This is a genomic window from Acidovorax temperans, from assembly GCF_006716905.1.
GTDB classification, from domain to species: Bacteria; Pseudomonadota; Gammaproteobacteria; order Burkholderiales; family Burkholderiaceae_C; genus Acidovorax; species Acidovorax temperans.
Window position 1 is genome coordinate 1,001,849 of sequence record NZ_VFPV01000002.1, and the last position, 18,385, is coordinate 1,020,233.

At 61.3% G+C, this 18,385-nt stretch carries 18 protein-coding genes; 13 read left to right on the forward strand and 5 right to left on the reverse strand.

Annotated features, from left to right (window positions below):
• The first annotated feature begins 157 nt into the window (after window positions 1–157).
• The 13 genes from rpoE to nagZ all read left to right on the forward strand — a co-directional run bounded on the left by rpoE (window position 158) and on the right by nagZ (window position 12,794).
• Window positions 158–784, forward strand: coding sequence for an RNA polymerase sigma factor RpoE (rpoE, locus tag BDD18_RS12830; protein WP_044397888.1), 627 nt, complete (start codon window positions 158–160; stop codon window positions 782–784).
• A gap of 66 nt (window positions 785–850) precedes the next feature.
• Entirely contained in the window at window positions 851–1,450 is a 600-nt protein-coding gene (locus BDD18_RS12835; protein WP_044397889.1) for a sigma-E factor negative regulatory protein, read from the forward strand.
• Window positions 1,431–2,534 (forward strand): MucB/RseB C-terminal domain-containing protein, encoded by a 1,104-nt coding sequence (locus BDD18_RS12840; protein WP_244939081.1) that lies wholly within the window; start codon window positions 1,431–1,433, stop codon window positions 2,532–2,534. The genes BDD18_RS12835 and BDD18_RS12840 overlap by 20 nt, the downstream gene beginning before the upstream one ends.
• A gap of 181 nt (window positions 2,535–2,715) precedes the next feature.
• On the forward strand, window positions 2,716–4,179 hold the full coding sequence (locus BDD18_RS12845) for a DegQ family serine endoprotease (protein ID WP_142084085.1): 1,464 nt from the start codon (window positions 2,716–2,718) through the stop codon (window positions 4,177–4,179).
• Window positions 4,180–4,596: 417 nt separating this feature from the next.
• The gene (gene lepA, locus BDD18_RS12850; RefSeq protein WP_066696428.1) at window positions 4,597–6,405 is read left to right on the forward strand and encodes a translation elongation factor 4; all 1,809 of its coding nucleotides are present in this window, start codon (window positions 4,597–4,599) and stop codon (window positions 6,403–6,405) included.
• Window positions 6,405–7,379, forward strand: a complete 975-nt coding sequence (lepB, locus tag BDD18_RS12855) for a signal peptidase I (protein ID WP_142083597.1) — start codon at window positions 6,405–6,407, stop codon at window positions 7,377–7,379. The genes lepA and lepB overlap by 1 nt, the downstream gene beginning before the upstream one ends.
• Before the next feature lie 39 nt (window positions 7,380–7,418).
• Window positions 7,419–7,784: a DUF4845 domain-containing protein gene (locus BDD18_RS12860; RefSeq protein ID WP_066696431.1), complete on the forward strand. Its 366-nt coding sequence runs from the start codon at window positions 7,419–7,421 to the stop codon at window positions 7,782–7,784.
• A 3-nt stretch (window positions 7,785–7,787) separates the two neighbouring features.
• Entirely contained in the window at window positions 7,788–8,471 is a 684-nt protein-coding gene (gene rnc / locus BDD18_RS12865) for a ribonuclease III (protein WP_044397894.1), read from the forward strand.
• A complete protein-coding gene (gene era / locus BDD18_RS12870; RefSeq protein ID WP_066696434.1) occupies window positions 8,468–9,505 on the forward strand; it encodes a GTPase Era in 1,038 nt (345 codons plus the stop codon). Before rnc ends, era begins: the two co-directional genes overlap by 4 nt.
• Before the next feature lie 115 nt (window positions 9,506–9,620).
• A complete protein-coding gene (recO, locus tag BDD18_RS12875) occupies window positions 9,621–10,385 on the forward strand; it encodes a DNA repair protein RecO (RefSeq protein WP_142083599.1) in 765 nt (254 codons plus the stop codon).
• Complete coding sequence (locus BDD18_RS12880) at window positions 10,382–11,167, forward strand: pyridoxine 5'-phosphate synthase (protein ID WP_142083600.1); 786 nt, start codon at window positions 10,382–10,384, stop codon at window positions 11,165–11,167. Before recO ends, BDD18_RS12880 begins: the two co-directional genes overlap by 4 nt.
• A gap of 64 nt (window positions 11,168–11,231) precedes the next feature.
• Entirely contained in the window at window positions 11,232–11,654 is a 423-nt protein-coding gene (gene acpS, locus BDD18_RS12885) for a holo-ACP synthase (protein ID WP_142083602.1), read from the forward strand.
• A 48-nt stretch (window positions 11,655–11,702) separates the two neighbouring features.
• On the forward strand, window positions 11,703–12,794 hold the full coding sequence (nagZ, locus tag BDD18_RS12890) for a beta-N-acetylhexosaminidase (RefSeq protein WP_142083604.1): 1,092 nt from the start codon (window positions 11,703–11,705) through the stop codon (window positions 12,792–12,794).
• A gap of 34 nt (window positions 12,795–12,828) precedes the next feature.
• On the opposite strand, the gene BDD18_RS12895 is transcribed toward nagZ, so the two are convergent.
• The 5 genes from BDD18_RS12895 to BDD18_RS12915 form a co-directional block, all read right to left on the reverse strand.
• Window positions 12,829–13,467 (reverse strand): mechanosensitive ion channel family protein, encoded by a 639-nt coding sequence (locus BDD18_RS12895; protein ID WP_142083607.1) that lies wholly within the window; start codon window positions 13,465–13,467, stop codon window positions 12,829–12,831.
• 19 nt (window positions 13,468–13,486) lie between these two features.
• Entirely contained in the window at window positions 13,487–15,043 is a 1,557-nt protein-coding gene (gene lysS / locus BDD18_RS12900) for a lysine--tRNA ligase (protein WP_066696452.1), read from the reverse strand.
• A gap of 148 nt (window positions 15,044–15,191) precedes the next feature.
• The gene (locus tag BDD18_RS12905; protein WP_244939082.1) at window positions 15,192–16,412 is read right to left on the reverse strand and encodes a hypothetical protein; all 1,221 of its coding nucleotides are present in this window, start codon (window positions 16,410–16,412) and stop codon (window positions 15,192–15,194) included.
• Window positions 16,409–17,329 carry a glycosyltransferase gene (locus tag BDD18_RS12910; RefSeq protein WP_142083609.1) on the reverse strand — a complete coding sequence of 307 codons (921 nt, stop codon included), beginning with the start codon at window positions 17,327–17,329 and terminating at the stop codon, window positions 16,409–16,411. The genes BDD18_RS12905 and BDD18_RS12910 overlap by 4 nt, the downstream gene beginning before the upstream one ends.
• Complete coding sequence (locus BDD18_RS12915; RefSeq protein ID WP_142083611.1) at window positions 17,329–18,351, reverse strand: glycosyltransferase family 4 protein; 1,023 nt, start codon at window positions 18,349–18,351, stop codon at window positions 17,329–17,331. Before BDD18_RS12915 ends, BDD18_RS12910 begins: the two co-directional genes overlap by 1 nt.
• Window positions 18,352–18,385: the final 34 nt, after the last annotated feature.

Sequence of the window (18,385 nt, forward strand, 5' to 3'; positions counted from 1 at the left end):
GCCGCTCTTGGATCTGGCTTGAGCGTTCTCGTCAAACCGAGCGCTGGGGTGATTTACGGCGTGCGGTATATTCGCCCGCCATGCAGGCAGCCGCCCCGGCTTCCCTATTCCATCCGGCCCAAGGCCGGGAGCCCTGAGGCGTGATTCCTGAGTGTCCATGACTGCAACCCCGCCTTCTTCCTCTACTGACAGCGATCTCCAACTGGTGGAGCGCACAGTTGCAGGCGATCAGCGAGCATATGAGCTGTTGGTCATCAAATACCAACGGCGCATTGAGCGCCTGATCGGACGGATGGTGCGTGATGTTGACCTGGTGCAGGACATTGCCCAGGAAACCTTCATTCGCGCCTATCGCGCCCTTCACCAGTTTCGGGGTGATGCCCAGTTCTACACCTGGCTTTATCGGATCGCTGTCAACACGGCCAAAAAGGCGTTGATGGACATGAAGCGCAATCCGGTCGTTTCTGAGAACGCTCTGCGCGGTGGTGACGAAGAAGATGAAACTTCCCGTGTGGATCATGAACTAACCACACAAGAGACCCCGGAAACCGTTTTGGCGGCCCAGGAGATTGCCCATGTGGTGAACGCCGCCATGGAAGCTCTGCCTGAGGATTTGCGACAGGCGGTCACCCTTCGTGAAATCGAAGGTCTCAGTTACGAAGAAATCGCCAGTGCCATGAATTGCCCTATCGGAACCGTACGATCCCGCATCTTTCGGGCGCGAGAGGCAATCTCGGCGAAGGTACGCCCCTTGCTGGAGAATCAATCTGGCAAGCGGTGGTAGTGCTCGTGAGTGAGCAGGCCCTAGAACGTATTTTGTGTGGTTGCTGGTTGTTTGACAGGTGAAATCATGGACAGAGATTTGACGCAGGATGAACAGTTGTCGGCGCTGATGGACGGAGAGCTTGACGATGCTTCGTTGGCGGAGGCGCTGTCTTTCGCTGCAGACAAAGGGCAAGCTACTTGGGAGCTTTACCATTTGGTTGGTGATGTGTTGCGCTCGCCTGAACTGGCTGCCCACGCCACCAGCCCGTTGCTCGGCCGTCTGCGTGAGCAAATAGCGCAAGAACCCCGGTTCCCGGTGCAAAAACCTGAAGAAGCAGTGGTTGTAACGCACAGCGCTGTCGTCAACACGGAGCGTCCTGCTGCCAATTCCTCCGTATTTCGTTGGAAGATGGTCGCCGGTTTCGCGTCATTGGCTGCCGTGGCAGCCATTGGCTGGAATTCTCTCAGCGCTCTGCAAGGGCAGGGCAAGCAGCTTGCAGCGGCCCCGGTACCGCAACCGACGGAGGTGTTGGCTGTGTCCGAGGGCGCAGGTCAGCCTGTGATGTTGCGTGATCCCCGTCTGGATGAGTTGCTGCAGGCTCATAAGCAGTTCGGCAGCACCTCCGCTTTGCAGATGCCTGCTGGCTTCCTGCGCAATGCCACCTTTGAAGAGCCTTCCCGATAAGTTGCTCATGGTATTCGGCCAGCAAAAACGTTTGGTCGCAGACCGCCCATCGGCCAGTTTTTTACTCACCTTAGCCTCTCGCATGCGAGGCTTGGTGCTGGTAGCGGGTGTGGTCATCGGAGCGCATGCCCACGCATCCAGTGAGGGAGCATCTGCCCCTGCGCAGCCCAACCGCGATGTGTCTCAATGGGTCGAGCACATGCGAGGGGCGGTGTGTCAAAGCCCTTACTCCGGGACGTTCGTGGTGATGTCTGCCTCAGGGGCCATGTCCAGTTCGCGCATCACCCAGGCTTGCGATGGCGGTGTGCAAATTGAGAAGGTAGAGAGCCTGACGGGCGCCCCGCGAACGGTGTACCGGCGCAACGGCGAGATGAGAACCTTTTTCGGCTCCACCCGCACTGTGCGTACCGACCGTGCAGATACCCTGGCGGTCTTTCCACAGCCTTCCGTAGTGCCTGGGGCTCAGCTATCGCAGTATTACTCTGCCAAGCGGCTCGGCTCAGAGCGGGTTGCGGGCCGGATGGCTGATGTACTCTGGTTCAAACCGCAGGATGACTTGCGCCTGGGCTATCGCATCTGGTCTGATCAAGCCACGGGCTTGGTGATGAAGCTGCAAACTCTGGCGGTTGATGGCCGAGTGGTGGAGCAGGCGGCATTTTCTGAGATAGATTGGAATGCACCAGTGCGGGCTGAGGATCTTTCTCGCTCCATGGATGCGATCGCCGGCTTCCAAGTAGTTACCGTCAATGTGCGAAAAACCTCTGCACAGTCTGAGGGATGGGGGCTGCGCCAGCCGGTCGAAGGATTTGTGCCTGTGCAATGTTATCGCCGCACTTTGGCGACTCAGGCCGATACGCGAAGTGTTTTGCAGTGCTCGTACTCTGATGGGCTGGCTTCCGTTTCGCTGTTTCTGGAGCCACTCGATGCGGTTCGGCATGCCGACCTGCAATCGCAGGAAGTGAGCATGGGGGCGACCCAGTTGCTTGGCCGCAAAGTGGGTGAAGATGCCTGGCTCACCGTGGTCGGCGAAGTGCCCCGTAAAACGCTGTACAGGTTCTCTCAGGCTTGGGTAAGGTTGCGCTGACGAGCGGGGCGGCGGCTGTTCCATACAGGTGCTCACTTTTTTGAGCGAGATGGTGGTGAGTCAAACGTCGCCGCCAGCTGGGTTAACGCGAAAACTTGCGTACATCAAGGGAACCAATCGCTGCCCATGCCTTTCACAGCATCATTCGTATAACGCCCTGTCACCTTTTTTTGAAAGGCCAATGATGTCCGTTTTGAATTGGAAATTGCTCCGTTCTGTCGCTCTGGCGGGAGTGTTCACCAGCATTGCGGGATGGACCGCTGTCTCTCCCTCGGTGGCCCTGGCGCAAACTGCGGTGGTTCGAAATCTGCCCGACTTCACCGATTTGGTGGAGCAGGTCGGCCCTTCGGTGGTCAATATTCGTACCACTGAGAAGTCACTGGGCCGCGCAGGTGGCGCAGCCATGGACGAAGAGATGGCTGACTTCTTTCGTCGCTTTGGTGTTCCCATCCCGAACATGCCTCGTCAGCAGCGGCCTCAGCAACAGCCAGAAGATCAGCCCCGAGGGGTGGGATCCGGGTTCATTCTTACACCCGATGGTTTGGTGATGACCAATGCGCACGTGGTGGAAGGCGCTGATGAGGTGATCGTCACCCTGACCGACAAGCGTGAGTTCAAGGCCAAGATTGTGGGCTCCGATAAGCGAACCGATGTGGCGCTGGTGAAAATCGACGCTACGGGTTTGCCGGCAGTCAAAGTGGGTGATGTCAGCCGCCTCAAGGCAGGTGAGTGGGTGATGGCGATTGGCTCGCCCTTCGGTCTGGAGAACACCGTCACTGCAGGGATTGTCAGTGCCAAACAGCGTGATACGGGGGACTACCTTCCGTTCATCCAGACTGATGTGGCAATCAACCCTGGAAACTCAGGGGGGCCACTGATCAACATGCGTGGCGAGGTGGTCGGGATCAATAGCCAGATCTATTCCCGCTCGGGTGGGTTCATGGGAATTTCATTCGCCATTCCGATGGACGAAGCCATGCGTGTGAGCGAGCAGTTGAGGACTGCCGGGCGCGTGACACGTGGTCGGATCGGTGTGCAGATCGGCCCGGTGACCAAGGATGTGGCGGAGTCCTTGGGGTTGGGCAAAGCCCAGGGCGCGCTCGTCACTGGGGTGGAGTCTGGCTCGCCCGCTGAAAAGGCAGGGGTGGAGGCCGGTGACATCATCACCAAGTTTGAAGGCAAGCCCATCGAAAAGGTGGCTGATTTGCCTCGGTTGGTAGGGAATGCCAAGCCTGGCAGCAAGAGCAGCTTGACGGTGTTCCGTCGTGGTCAAAGTAAGGATCTGGCTGTCACCATCGCCGAGATTGAGCCTGACAAGGTCGCGACGAAAACGGCTGACAAAGAAGAGCGCGCCAAGTCATCCAATGCGGGGCAACATGTGGGCTTGGCGGTGAGGGATCTGACCGATGCGCAAAAGCGTGAGCTCAAGCTCAAGGGGGGCGTGGTGGTCACGGCTGCGTCGGAAGGTGCTGCGCGCGCGGGTTTGCGCGAGGGAGACATCATTCTGGCTTTGGCGAACTCTGAAGTGCTGAGCGTCAAAGACTTTGAAGCGGTGTTGGGCAAGGTGGATAAAAGCAAAACCCTGAGCGTGCTGTTCCGCCGGGGGGAATGGGCCCAGTACGCCTTGATCCGTCCTGTTCGCTGAAGCTGGGATATCCAAGTCACTGCAGGGTCGCGGAGCCTTGTGGTGACTTGAAAGTTAGTGTGTGCACACCTGTAATTTATGCATCGGCCGATTTCGATAGAATACAGACCGACCACCGGCTACTGCAATCATCGAGTTGGGTAGCCGGTTTTGTGCGCAGCAGCTCCAAGTTCCACCACATCTTGTCCACTCAGGCAGTGTTGCTCTGTGAATAAGTTGTGCATAAGCGATCTGTTGCACTGCGGCAACGACCCCAGAGTGCATTGGTGCGGAGTCTGTAGCGAAGGCTTTTTGCCTACAATGCAGGTCCAGCCATCGCAGTTGCCAATGATTGTTGGTTCAGGGCGCGTCGCCATTCGACGCGCCCTTTTTTCTTGTGCGGGCCGTTCTCCTTCAATTAATTGACGCTTTTCGTTGATGAATCACATCAGAAATTTCTCCATCATTGCGCACATCGACCACGGTAAGTCGACACTGGCAGACCGACTCATCCAGCGTTGTGGTGGCCTTGCTGACCGGGATATGGAAGCCCAGGTGCTTGACTCGATGGACATCGAGAAAGAGCGGGGCATCACCATCAAGGCACAAACAGCGGCGCTGCAATACAAGGCCAAGGATGGTCAGGTCTACAACCTCAACCTCATCGACACGCCCGGGCATGTGGACTTCTCGTATGAAGTGAGTCGCTCGTTGTCTGCTTGCGAAGGTGCATTGCTGGTGGTGGATGCATCCCAGGGTGTGGAAGCCCAGACGGTGGCCAACTGCTACACCGCGCTGGACTTGGGCGTCGAGGTTTTGCCTGTGCTCAACAAGATGGATCTGCCCAATGCCGATCCCGATAACGCCAAAGCAGAGATCGAGGATGTGATCGGCATTGATGCCGCTGATGCCATTCCTTGCTCTGCCAAAACCGGCATGGGCATTGATGACATCCTGGAGCTGATCGTGGCCAAGGTGCCGGCACCCAAGGGCAATCCCGATGCGCCGCTGCGAGCGATGATCATTGACAGCTGGTTCGACACCTACGTGGGTGTGGTGATGCTGGTGCGTGTCGTGGATGGGCGCCTGGCCAAGGGCGAGCGTTTCAAGATGATGGCGACCAATGCCACTTACAACGCCGATAACCTGGGCGTCTTTACACCTGCCAACCTGCCGCGCGAATCGTTGGAGGCGGGCGAGGTGGGTTACATCATTGCAGGCATCAAGGAGTTGCAGGCTGCCAAGGTGGGCGACACCATCACCCTGGAAAAGAAGCTGCCCAACAATCTCGGCCCTGCCAGTGAGCCGTTGCCTGGTTTCAAGGAAATACAACCCCAGGTGTTTGCAGGTCTGTACCCCACAGAGGCTAATCAGTACGACTCGTTGCGTGATGCACTGGAAAAACTCAAGCTCAATGATGCAGCGCTGCATTACGAGCCGGAGGTGTCGCAAGCGCTGGGCTTTGGCTTCCGCTGCGGCTTCCTGGGTCTGCTGCACATGGAGATCGTGCAGGAGCGTCTGGAGCGCGAGTTTGACCAGGACCTGATCACCACCGCGCCGAGTGTGGTGTACGAAGTGGTCAAGGGCGATGGCGAAGTCATCATGGTGGAGAACCCCTCCAAGATGCCCGATCAGGGCAAGATGCAGGAGATTCGCGAGCCCATCGTCACCGTGCACCTGTACATGCCCCAGGACTATGTGGGCCCGGTGATGACACTGGCCAACCAGAAGCGGGGCGTGCAGATCAATATGGCCTACCACGGTCGCCAGGTGATGCTCACTTACGAGTTGCCCCTGGGCGAAATCGTTCTCGACTTCTTTGACAAGCTCAAATCTGTATCGCGTGGCTATGCCTCCATGGACTATGAGTTCAAGGAATACCGCGCCTCGGACGTGGTGAAGGTGGACATCCTGCTCAACGGCGAAAAGGTGGACGCGCTTTCCATCATCGTTCACCGCACCCAGGCTGCCTACCGCGGGCGTGCCGTGGCGGCGAAGATGCGCGAGATCATCTCTCGCCAGATGTTCGACGTGGCGATTCAGGCTGCGATTGGCGCCAACATCATTGCGCGTGAGACCATCAAGGCGCTGCGCAAAAACGTGCTCGCCAAGTGCTACGGCGGTGACATCACCCGCAAACGCAAGCTGCTCGAAAAGCAGAAGGCCGGCAAGAAGCGGATGAAGCAGATTGGCTCGGTGGAAGTGCCGCAAGAAGCGTTTCTTGCGATTTTGCAGGTGGAAGATTGATGCAGTTCATGCAAGTGATCACGTCGTTGCTGCTGGCGGCGTTTGCCGGGTACATCGGTGCCTGGTACTTTGGTGCTCTGGAGGGCAATTTCGCACTCCTGCTGTTCCTTGCCACCGTGGTGACGGGGGTTTATTGGCTGGGTGAGCGTTTTTACTTCCTGCCGCAGCGGCGCAAAGCTGCCCAGGCACTGGAAGACGCTGCTGTCGAGCGGCGTGCTGAGCTGGATCGCATGGGCATCCAAAAAGTGGATGTGGATGCCCAGGAAGCCAAAAGCCGCATCCTCATGCAGCCTTGGTGGCTGGATTGGACGGCGGGCCTCTTTCCCGTGATCGCGGCTGTGTTCGTGCTGCGCTCATTCCTCTTTGAACCCTTCAAGATTCCTTCGGGCTCGATGGTCCCGACGCTGCGGGTCGGTGACTTGATCCTGGTGAACAAGTTCACCTACGGGGTGCGCCTGCCCGTCATCCACACCAAAATCATCGAAGGCAACAAGCCTGCGCGCGGGGATGTGTTGGTGTTTCGCTACCCACCACAGCCGAGCCTGGACTACATCAAGCGGGTGGTGGGTGTGCCGGGGGATGAAGTGGCGTACCTGAACAAGCGCCTCATCATCAATGGCAAGCCGGTGCCAATCTCTGCGCAGCCCGACTTTCTGGAACAAGAAAGTATGCGGTACTTCAAGCAATTTGAAGAAACCCTGGGTGAGCATTCCCACCGGCTGCTGAACAACGCTGACGCCCCCGCATTTGTCCAGGGCGTGACCAATTTTCCCTACCGGGAAAACTGTCGCTACAGTGTCGAAGGGGTCGTTTGCAAAGTGCCCGAAGGCCACTATTTCATGATGGGCGACAACCGGGACAATTCCCTCGATTCTCGTTACTGGGGCTTTGTGCCCGAAGGGAATATCGTGGGCAAGGCTTTCTTTGTCTGGATGAACTTTGGCGATTTCAAACGCATTGGGCCATTCAACTGAATGGCCAGTAGCAATCTATAAAACAGGAGGGTGCGAACCATGAAGTTGCAACGCACAACATTTCGCTCGCGGCAGCGTGGCCTGTCGTTTATCAGCTTGATTTTTGTTGGTTTTCTGGCGGTGGCTACCTTTGCCATTGGCGGGCAATCGATTCCGATCTTTCTGGAATACCAGGCCATTCGCAAGGCGGCGCTGAAGGCTTCCAAAGAGGGCTCTACCGTGGGTGAAATTCAAGCGGCTTTTGATCGCGCAGGTGCTATCGACAACATCAGTTCCATTTCTGGCAAGGACCTGGAGATCACCAAACGCGGAGACAAAACCATCGTGAGTCTGAAATACTCTCGCGAGATTGAATTGGCAGGGCCCGCCTTCCTTGTTTACCGTTTCCAATACCAGACCAATTAATTAGTGCATCCCAGTCTCTCTTCGCTGCAAACCCGTCTGCAGCATGTCTTTTCGAATCCCGCTCTCTTGCAGCGGGCTGTGACCCACCGCAGTTTTTCAGCCGACCACAACGAGCGGCTGGAATTCCTGGGGGATTCTGTGTTGAACCTGGCGGTGGCCAGTCTGCTGTACGAGCGGCTGGCGCAGTTGCCAGAGGGTGATTTGTCACGCGTGCGGGCCAATCTGGTCAAGCAAGACACCTTGCACCAACTGGCGCTGCGTTTGAAGGTGTCGGAAGTTTTGCGCTTGGGCGAGGGTGAGTCCAAGTCCGGGGGGCAGCAGCGTCCGTCCATCCTGGCCGATGCCCTGGAAGCCTTGATCGGCGCTGTGTACCTCGATGCCGGTTACGAACAGGCCGAGGCACTGGTGCACCGGCTGTTCCAGGAAGTGGAGATCAACCCCCACATGCAGGCTGTGGCCAAGGATCCCAAGACGGCTTTGCAGGAATGGTTGCAGGGCCGCAAAATGAAGCTGCCGCAGTACCGCGTGGTGGGCACCGTGGGCGAAGCCCATCGCCAGACCTTTGACGTGGAATGCGATATTGCAGAGTTGGGGCTGACCGAGCGTGGCATCGGTGGCTCCCGCAGGGCGGGTGAACAGGCCGCTGCTGCTGCCATGCTGGCCACACTGAAAGCGAAAAAACTATGAATGATGCTACCAAAAATGTAGCTGGTAGCGCTGATTCAGCAAGCGCTCAAGGCCAAAATGATCTGGATGCGATGCTTGCGGCAGCGCGCACGGCAGGCGCTGTCAAGGCGGCGGGGGCTAACCCTTCTGTGCCGGTAGAAGGCCAGCGCTGCGGCGTGATCGCCATCGTGGGCAAGCCCAATGTGGGCAAGTCCACGCTGATGAATGCACTGGTGGGGCAGAAGATCAGCATCACCTCGCGCAAGGCGCAGACCACGCGCCACCGCATCACCGGCATCCGCACGCTGGGAGCCACGCAGTTTGTGTTTGTGGATACGCCTGGTTTCCAGACCAAGCACAGCACCGCATTGAACAAGTCGCTCAACAAGACCGTGATGGGCGCGATTGGTGATGTGGACCTGATCCTGTTTGTGGTGGAAGCAGGCAGCTTCACCCTGGCCGATGCCAAGGTGCTGTCGCTGTTTAAATCCGGCATTCCCACGCTGCTGGTGGCCAACAAGCTGGACATGGTCAACCGCCGCGCTGAGCTGGCCCCCTGGCTCAAGAGCATGCAGGAGCGCCACCCGTTTGCCGAATTCGTACCCATGTCGGCCAAGAACAAGGGCGATATTGAGCGCCTGTTCGGCATCTGCGAAAAATACCTGCCCGAGCAGCCCTGGTGGTACTCGGAGGACGAGCTGACCGACCGCAGCGAGAAATTCCTGGCTGGTGAGACCGTGCGTGAAAAGCTGTTCCGCTTCACTGGCGACGAGTTGCCCTACACCTCCACCGTCGTCATCGACAAGTTCGACGAAGAGCCCAGCAAGACCCACAAGCGCTTTGTGCGCGTGGCTGCCACCATCGTGGTGGAGCGCGACGGGCACAAGGCCATGGTGATTGGCGAGAAGGGCGAGCGCCTCAAGCGCATCAGCACCGATGCGCGGCAGGAGCTGGAAAAGCTGCTGGATGCCAAGGTCTTCCTCGAAGTGTGGGTGAAGGTGCGTTCCGGCTGGGCCGACGACGAAGCCCGCGTGCGTTCTTTCGGCTACGAGTAAACGGCGGCAGGGCTGTTGCGCGCTGCACCAGCCCGTTCATCGCCGGGCCCCCACAGGGCTTGGCTTGCGCGCTCAAAGTCACATACCCCGCTCAACCCCTCACCGCTTTCCTGCCGTGGCCGCCGCCAAGCGCATCTCTGACGAACCCGCCTACGTGCTGCACAGCTACGACTGGAGCGAGTCCAGTCTGATCCTGGAGGTGTTCTGCCGCCGCCAGGGCCGCGTGGCGCTGGTGGCCAAGGGGGCCAAAAAGCCCAGTTCCAACTTCAGGCCCGTGCTGCTGCCCCTGCAGCCGCTGCTACTCACCTACACCCTGGCGGGCGATGGGGCGGGCGATATCCACACCCTCAAAGGCGCCGAGTGGGTGGGCGGGCATGTGATGCCCACGGGCGACGCGCTGCTGTCGGGTCTGTACCTCAACGAACTGCTGCTGCGCCTGCTGGCGCGGGCCGATGCCCATGCGGGGCTGTTTGACGTGTACGCCGGTGTGGTACGTGTGCTGGCCAGCGAGCATGGCGACGCCCTGGAGCCGGTTTTGCGCAGCTTTGAACTGCTGTTGCTGCGCGACCTGGGCCTGCTGCCTACGCTGGGTGCCGAAACCGCCACGCTGGCCAATCTGCGCCCCGAGGGCCGCTACACGCTGGTGGCCGAAGGCGGTTTGCGCACCGCCTCGCAGGCCGACCGTGCCAGCCTGTCGGGCAGCCAATGGCGTGCGCTGCAAAAGGCGCTGGACGAAGCCGCCAGCTACACCGCCACGCTGCGTGCCTGCGCCCCCGTGGCGGCCGAACTCAAACCCCAGCTGCGGGCGGTGCTGCAATACCATTGCGGCAGCCCGGTGCTGCGCACCCGCCAGCTCATGATGGACTTGCAAAGCCTATGACCACCCGACTCCATTCCCGTACCGCCCTGTCCGTCAACGTCAACAAGGTCGCCCTGGTGCGCAACACGCGCCACCTGGGCATCCCCAGCGTGACCCGCGCCGCCACCCTGTGCCTGCAGGCTGGGGCGCAGGGCATTACCGTGCATCCCCGGCCTGATGAGCGCCACATCCGCGCGCACGATGTGTACGAACTGGCCGAGCTGATGAAGGCCTGGCCGGACCGCGAATTCAACATCGAGGGCAACCCCTCGCAGAACCTGATGGAGTTCATTCGCGAGCTTGCGGGCCAGGGCATGCGCCCTCACCAAGCCACCTTTGTGCCCGACAGCGAAGACCAGTTCACCAGCGACCACGGCTGGAGCTTTCCGCAAGACGCGGAGCGCCTGGCCCCGCTGATTGCAGAGTGCAAGGCCCTGGGCGTGCGCGTGAGCCTGTTCATGGACCCGGTGCCCGAGCAAATGGCCGCCGCCAAGGCTGTGGGCGCAGACCGCGTGGAGCTGTACACCGAACCCTACGCCGCTGCCTGGGGCACCGCGCAGCAGGCCGAGCAACTGGCCCGCTATGCCGAAGCAGCCCAGGCTGCGCTGGATGCCGGCCTGGGCGTGAATGCCGGGCACGACCTGAACCGCGACAACCTCGCCGCTTTTGTGCGCGAGGTGCCCGGTGTGCTCGAAGTCTCCATCGGCCACGCGCTGATTGCCGACGCGCTGGAACTGGGCTATGCCGCCACGGTGCAGGCCTACCAGGCATGCATCGATGCAGGCTTTGCAGGCAATCGGTAACTCCTGATTTGATAGCTGCTTGCGCTGATCCATCAAGCGCTAGAGGCCTATTTCACTCAAAACCATGATCTACGGCATTGGCACCGACATCTGCGATGTGCGCCGCATCCGCGAAAGCCTGGAGCGACACGGCGACCGCTTTGCCGAAAAGGTGCTGGCGGCGGGCGAGCTGGCTGTGTGGCGCGAGCGCACCGAGCGCTGGCCCGACCGCGGCCTGCGCTACCTGGCCACTCGCTTCTCTGCCAAAGAGGCCTTCAGCAAGGCCGTAGGGCTGGGCATGCGCATGCCCATGACCTGGCGGCACTGTGAGGTAGCCAAGCTGCCCAGTGGCCAGCCCGTCATCGTGCTGCACGGGGCCCTGAAAGCCTGGTTTGAAGAACGCAGCCTGCGCGCCCACCTGAGCGTGACCGACGAGACCGACTACGCCGCCAGCTTCTGCGTGGTGGAGCGTTTGGAGGCAAATCAGCCTCCAGCGCTTACCCCATAAGCGCAAGCAGCTCTTGATTTGATAGCAATTTATCCCCTCCGATCTTCCATGACCGAACACGCCCCCCTCATCATCGACATCGCTGGCACCGAACTCACCGCCACCGACCGCCGCCGCCTGGTCCACCCACTGGTGGGCGGCATCATCCTGTTTGCCCGCAACTGGGTGGACCGCGCCCAGTTGCTGCAGCTCACCAGCAGCATCAAGGCGGTGCGTGACGACCTGCTGATCTGCGTGGACCACGAAGGCGGCCGCGTGCAGCGTTTTCGCACCGATGGCTTCACCCACCTGCCGCCCATGCGCGCGCTGGGCGAGATGTGGATGGATGACGGCAAGGGGGCTAAAGCCGTGCCCGGCAGCGGTGCACTGCGGGCCACCAATGCGGCCACCGCAGCGGGCTATGTGCTGGGCACCGAGTTGCGTGCGTGTGGGGTGGATTTCAGCTTCACGCCGGTGCTTGATTTGGATTGGGGCGAAAGCGGCGTGATTGGCGACCGTGCCTTCCACCGTGACCCGCGCGTGGTGGCCCTGCTGGCCAAGAGCCTGATGCACGGCCTGCTGCAGGCGGGCATGGCCAACTGCGGCAAACACTTTCCGGGCCACGGTTTCGTCAAGGCCGATTCGCACACCGAAGTGCCGGTGGACAAGCGCAGCCTCAAAGCCATCCTGGCCGACGACGCGGCGCCGTACCCCTGGCTCAGCACCACGCTCACCAGCGTGATGCCCGCCCACGTCATCTACCCCAAGGTAGACAGCCGCCCAGCAGGCTTTTCGCAGCGCTGGCTGCAAGACATCCTGCGCTGCCAGATGCGCTTTGATGGCGCGATCTTCAGCGACGACCTGAGCATGGAAGGCGCGCGGCGCATTGACGGCCAGGTGGTGAGCTACACCGACGCGGCGTTGGCCGCGCTGGAGGCAGGTTGCGATCTGGTGCTGCTGTGCAACCAGAGCCTGGGCGAAGGCAAAGCGGTGGACGAGCTGATCGATGGGCTGGCCGCCGCGCTGGCAAAAGGCCGTTGGCAGCCGAACGTGGACAGCGAGTCGCGCCGCCTAGCCCTGCTGCCCGAAACAATGCCCCAGCCCTGGGATGAATTGATGCTGCAGCCTGCCTACATGCAGGCGCTCGATCTTTTGCCCTGATGGGGGAGTCTCGCGCCGTGTAGACCCGAGAGGGTCAAGGCACGGGCGAGACCGTGGCTTCGGGAGCTGCTGACTGGGCTTCTGGCTCGGCGGTGGTGACTGCCGTTGGGGCAGGGGGCTCCCCGCTCCAGCGCCGCACCACGCGCTGGAAAATCAGCGCGTTCGGGATCTGTATCCACGCACTGCCGGGCGGGGTGTTGAACTCTTCCAGTGTGGTGTAGAGCAGGTTCACGTCCACCACGCGGCCTTTGGCGCCCGGCTTTTCGGCTGTGTCCAGAATCTCCACATGATCCCCAATGCGGAATGGTCGCGCGGTGAGGATGAGCAGAGCGCAGAACAGGTTGGACAGCACGCTCCAGGCCGCGAAAAACGCCACGGCACCCACGGTGGCGAACCCGGTGAACGCCGTCCACAACACGGTGGCAGAGACGCCCAGCCGTTCCAGTGACAACAGCAGTGCGCTTGCCATGATGGTCCAGCGGATAAGCCCGTTGATGGGCACCACCAGTTGCCCTGGCAACTGGTAGCGCACGGCCGCCTTGCGCACCAGGCGCCGCAGCAGGCGCTGCAGCAGGTACGCGACCAGCAAGATGCCCAGAATCTGGCTGCCGGGCACGATCACGTCCAGCCAGTCCTGCACCCACTCCGGCAGGCGGTGTTTGGGAATCGCCATGGATTGCGTGGGCAGCGGATCAGCCTTCGCGGCGCAGCGCCGGGAACAGGATCACGTCGCGGATGCTGGGGCTGTCGGTCAGCAGCATCATGAAGCGGTCGATACCGATACCGCAGCCGCCGGCGGGGGGCATGCCGTACTCCAGAGCGCGCACGAAGTCGTGGTCGTAGTACATGGCTTCGTCGTCGCCACCGTCCTTGGCGGCCACCTGGGCGTGGAAGCGTGCGGCCTGGTCTTCGGCGTCGTTCAGTTCGCTGAAGCCGTTGCCGAATTCGCGGCCGGTGATGTAGAGCTCAAAGCGCTCGGTCACTTCGGGGCGGGCGTCGTTGGCGCGCGCCAGCGGGCTGATTTCTGTGGGGTGCTCCATGATGAAGGTGGGCTGCCACAGCTTGTCTTCCACCGTCTCTTCAAAGTACAGCACCTGCAGGCCAGCGAGGCTGCGGGTAGAGAGCTTGTTCTTGGCTTCCGACATGCCCAGCTTCTTGAGGGCGCTGATCAGCCACTCGGCATCGTCCACATGGGCACCGGCTTCGGTGTACTGGAAGATGGCTTCGCGAATGGTCAGGCGGGCAAAGGGCTGGCTCAGGTCCACCTCGCGGCCCTGGTAGGTCAGCTGCAGGGTGCCCACGGCCTTCATCGCGGCGTCGCGGACGAGGGCTTCGGTGAAGGTCATCAGGTCCTGGTAGTTCCAGTACGCTGCATAGAACTCCATCATCGTGAACTCGGGGTTGTGGCGCACCGAGATGCCTTCGTTGCGGAAGTTGCGGTTGATCTCAAACACCCGCTCGAAACCGCCCACCAGCAGGCGCTTGAGGTACAGCTCGGGCGCGATGCGCAAGAACATTTCCTGCTCCAGCGCGTTGTGGTGGGTGATGAAAGGCCGTGCGTTGGCACCGCCGGGAATGGGGTGCAGCATGGGCGTTTCCACTTCCAGGAAGCCGTGGTGCACCATGAATTCGCGAATGCCGCTCACGGCCTTGCTGCGTGCGGCGAAGCGCTTGCGGGCGGCTTCGTCGGTCATCAGGTCCACATAGCGCTGGCGGTACTTCACTTCCTGGTCGTGAATGCCGTGGAACTTGTCTGGCATGGGGCGCAGGCTCTTGGTGAGCAGGCGCAGCCCAGTGACCTTGATCGACAGCTCGCCGGTCTTGGTTTTCATGAGCGTGCCTTCAGCGCCCACGATGTCGCCCAGATCCCAGTGCTTGAAGGCAGCGTACAACTCTTCGCCCACCGCGTCGCGCGTGATGTAGAGCTGGATGCGGCCACCCGTTTCACCCAGCGAGCCGTCTTGCACAGTCGCAAAGCTGGCCTTGCCCATCACGCGCTTGAGCATCATGCGCCCTGCCACACTCACGCTGACGTGGTGGGTTTCCAGCACGCTGGCTTCCACATGGCCGTGGGCGGTGTGCAGGTCGGCGGCCTTGTGGGCTGGCTTGAAGTTGTTGGGAAACGCCACGCCTCCACCCTGGGCCTGGGCTTCACGCAGAGCGCGGAGTTTTTCCCGGCGTTCGGCGATGAGTTGGTTGTCGTCCTGGGGGGACAAGGGAGCTGCGGCGGCGTTGACTGCGTCAGACATAGAGCGGGACCAGGGTTGGTGGGGGAAACCTTCTATTTTAGGTTTAACGCAGCCCGGCGCCGGTTTCATGGCCCTTTGAGCGGCAGAAAAGGTGCGTACCAAGCGCTTTCAGACCCAAAATGAGCAGGTTGAGCCCACGAAAAGCGGCTTAGCGCCGTGGCAGCGCCAGCATCCAGGCGGACAGCACCAGCAAGCCGATGGCGGATGTGCCCGCCAGCCACCAAAGGTGGACTTCCGCGCTCCATCCCTGAGGCGCCCACAACGGCGCCATCAACACCCCCAGTTGCAAAGCCTGCAGCGCGATGGCCAGCCACGAGTACTGGCGCTCTTGGGCGTGCTGGAATGGTCGGTGGCTGAGTGCAGCGGAAATACAGGCACTTCCTTGCCATAGCACCAGAGGCAGGAGGTAGGGGCGCATGCCCTGCCACGCGGTGGCAAGCGAAGTGGCGTCCAGCACCAAAAAGCCCACCCATCCTGCCAAAGCTGCGGTAGTGGCGGCGCCCAGGCCCACCGCCAGTGATCGCCACTGAGCGGTTTCCACCCGGGCAAGCAGCACCTGCGCCCAGGCGGTGTGAACGACGGCGGGAATAAACCCCAACAATCGCAGCAGCATGGCCAGATAACTGGCATCGGCCAGCCCGTGCAAGCGTTGCCATACCAAAAGCAATGCCGTACCTGCGATGGCGTCTATCGCGGTGTGGGCCAGGCGCAGGCTGGTGCTGCGGCGATCCGCCTGCGCGGTGGTGGCGGGGGGCTCTGGGGAATACTGCTGTGGGGGTTGCGTAGTGCGGTCCTCAAGGCGTGCTGACCGCAGCCACAAGGCACCCACCGCGTAGCCGCAGGCGGCCGCCAACAAAAGACCGTGCGGGCTTTCTGCTGGCCAAGCCCGTGCCGCGGTCACGGTCAGCACCAGCGCCACCACGGGTGGGCCTGCGCGAACCAGCGCGGCCGATAGGGGCGATGCCGTCCTCAACGTCCAGGGCTGGGCCAGGTACCAGGCAAGTTGCAATAGAGCCAGCAAGGCAGCCCAGCCCATCACAGCGAATGGGGCCGCCATGGCAGACCACCACACGGCCAGCGCCACCAGCGGCGCCAGCCCCAACCAGCGCCAAAGGCTGGAGCGAAGAACCGCCCGCAGCGCCGCGCGGGGCGGATGATGGGCGTCTGCCAGGAACTGCAAAGGCCCTTGCGCGAGCGACAGGGACACCCAGAAAAATGCCACCTGCGCCGTGATGGCGAAACCACCAGCGGCCTGGGGGGTAAAAAAATGCAGCATGGCCACGCCCACCAGGGCCTGGGCTGCCAGCGACACCATGCTGCCCAAAGCCATGATGACCGAGGTGGATGCAAAGCGGTATGGCTGCTTCACGGGGCCAGTCCTGCGGCTTTCCAGATGTTCAGTCGCGCCAGGGTATGGGGCCAGGCCCAGCCTTCCATGTGTGGGGATGGCGCGCTCGCCATGTCTCTCGTTTCACGGAAAAAATCTGCATAGGCGCTAGCGCTGGCCTGGGCTGGCAAATACGCGATAGCTGCCTTGTTTGACGCTGCAAAGTTGCGCACCCAGCGGTAGTTCGTGCTGATCACCGGCAGACCAATGGCGCAGTATTCGAGCAGCTTGGTCGAGGTCTGCTCACTGTAAGGAATCTGGTCGGGCACCAGGTTGAGCGCACAGCGCGCCCGTCGCAATTGGGCGGGAACCTCGTGGTGTGGCACCTTGCCCGTCACGGTGATGTGCTTGAAGGCTTGAAACTGGCGCTGCAATGGGGCGGGAATACTGCCGACCAGCAGGGTGCGCATGCCTGCCTGCTCCAGCCCTTCAAAGACGGGGAGAAAGTGCCGCAGCCGCGCCATGTCGCCCAGGTACACCATGTCAAATTCTGCTGCACCCTGGATGGTGGGCGGTGTCAGAAAAGTGGATGAGACGCCCATCTCTCTGAATTCCCACGGGACATCGTCGGCAAATCCCAGGCGCTGTCGAACCCACTCGTTCTGGAAGAGTCGGTAATCGGGCTTGGGCTGGGTCCAGCGCTTGATCTGGTCCTTGGCCCAGGCGAATGGGGGGACGGAGGCTGAGGCATATTCATGCACCTGAAAGGCCTGGGCAAAGCGCTGGTGGTCCGTTGCGCGCACCCGGCCGCACATCCACCAAACGACACGCGCATCTGCGGGCACCGTGCTGGCATTTTGGTGCGTGCGGGCCTCATGCCCCCACGGCCGCAAGTGGGCGGCGTAGGCCTCCAGCTCCGGAAGGTAGGAGTGACCGGGATGGATGAAATGCACTTGCATCAGGCAGTCACCTGTTCAATGAGGTGAGCCCAGGCGCTGGCAAACCGCTGGGGCGTGTATTGCGCAAGTACCTCAGCCATGTCGCGCTGGAGAAGTTCGGCCGGTGGGGACATCACGCGGAGCACTGCCTGTGCCAGTGCGCTGCCGCTGTGGTCTTCCGCCAAGGCGTAGGGCATGTGGCTGCCCAGCATTTCGCGCAGTGCAGGGATCGGCACACCAACGCAGGGCACACCGGCCGCCAGCGATTCCAGTACGGCCATGGGGCAGCCTTCATACGCAGACGTCAGCAGCGTCACATGGTGGGCTTGGTACAGCGCCGGTGTTGCGGGCTGGAAGCCTTGCCATTGAATCCGTCCGGGGGCTCGAACCGCAGATTCATGTTGCAGAGCCCTTGCTAAGGGGCCCTCCCCAGTGATCTGCAACGCGTAGTGCTGCGGCAACTGGGTCAACGTGTCGATCAGCAGCTCGGGGCGCTTTTCTGGTGACAGGCGACCCACATAGCCACATCGCACCGTGTGCGGCGCAGCCGGTGGGGGCGCGGGGCGCGCTGCGGGCCAGGCAGGGTGCGGGTTGGGAATGACCTGCAGACATTGGTGTGCTGACGCGTCGCAACCCATGAATTGCATGAAGGAATCGCACCCATGGTTTGAAACAAACACCAGCCAAGGCAGCCGCCGATACAGCCAGCGTAACCAGCGGCGTTTGGCGGCGGAAGCATGGGCTCTGTCCAGGACCTCCAGCAGCGGGCCATGAAACCAGGTGATCACCGGTTTTCGGTGCCATTGGCCCAGAAGCCAGGCGACATAGGCTGGCAGGAAGTTGTGCGTGGCAATGATCACATCAGCCTGGCTGGCAGCTTTCCACAGGCGGGCGAGGGGTGTGGCGCGAATCACCTGGTTGTCACAGCGGTGTCCTGCTGCTTCCAGCGCGTGCGCCAGCGCATCGGAAACGGTGTGCACTCCTCCTGTTTCGAGATTTTCCTTCAGCAGCAGAATGCGGCGGTGCGTGTGGGGAGGCAACATCGAAAAGATCACACCATGGGCCACAGGGCGGGAT

Excerpts from the sequence above, each read along its gene's own strand:
- rpoE (WP_044397888.1), top strand. The coding sequence starts at position 158 with ATGACTGCAACCCCGCCTTCTTCCTCTACTGACAGCGATCTCCAACTG.
- BDD18_RS12835 (WP_044397889.1), top strand. The coding sequence starts at position 851 with ATGGACAGAGATTTGACGCAGGATGAACAGTTGTCGGCGCTGATGGAC.
- BDD18_RS12845 (WP_142084085.1), top strand. The coding sequence starts at position 2,716 with ATGATGTCCGTTTTGAATTGGAAATTGCTCCGTTCTGTCGCTCTGGCG.
- lepA (WP_066696428.1), top strand. The coding sequence starts at position 4,597 with ATGAATCACATCAGAAATTTCTCCATCATTGCGCACATCGACCACGGT.
- lepB (WP_142083597.1), top strand. The coding sequence starts at position 6,405 with ATGCAGTTCATGCAAGTGATCACGTCGTTGCTGCTGGCGGCGTTTGCC.
- BDD18_RS12860 (WP_066696431.1), top strand. The coding sequence starts at position 7,419 with ATGAAGTTGCAACGCACAACATTTCGCTCGCGGCAGCGTGGCCTGTCG.
- era (WP_066696434.1), top strand. The coding sequence starts at position 8,468 with ATGAATGATGCTACCAAAAATGTAGCTGGTAGCGCTGATTCAGCAAGC.
- BDD18_RS12880 (WP_142083600.1), top strand. The coding sequence starts at position 10,382 with ATGACCACCCGACTCCATTCCCGTACCGCCCTGTCCGTCAACGTCAAC.
- acpS (WP_142083602.1), top strand. The coding sequence starts at position 11,232 with ATGATCTACGGCATTGGCACCGACATCTGCGATGTGCGCCGCATCCGC.
- nagZ (WP_142083604.1), top strand. The coding sequence starts at position 11,703 with ATGACCGAACACGCCCCCCTCATCATCGACATCGCTGGCACCGAACTC.
- BDD18_RS12895 (WP_142083607.1), bottom strand. The coding sequence starts at position 13,467 with ATGGCGATTCCCAAACACCGCCTGCCGGAGTGGGTGCAGGACTGGCTG.
- lysS (WP_066696452.1), bottom strand. The coding sequence starts at position 15,043 with ATGTCTGACGCAGTCAACGCCGCCGCAGCTCCCTTGTCCCCCCAGGAC.
- BDD18_RS12910 (WP_142083609.1), bottom strand. The coding sequence starts at position 17,329 with ATGCAAGTGCATTTCATCCATCCCGGTCACTCCTACCTTCCGGAGCTG.
- BDD18_RS12915 (WP_142083611.1), bottom strand. The coding sequence starts at position 18,351 with ATGTTGCCTCCCCACACGCACCGCCGCATTCTGCTGCTGAAGGAAAAT.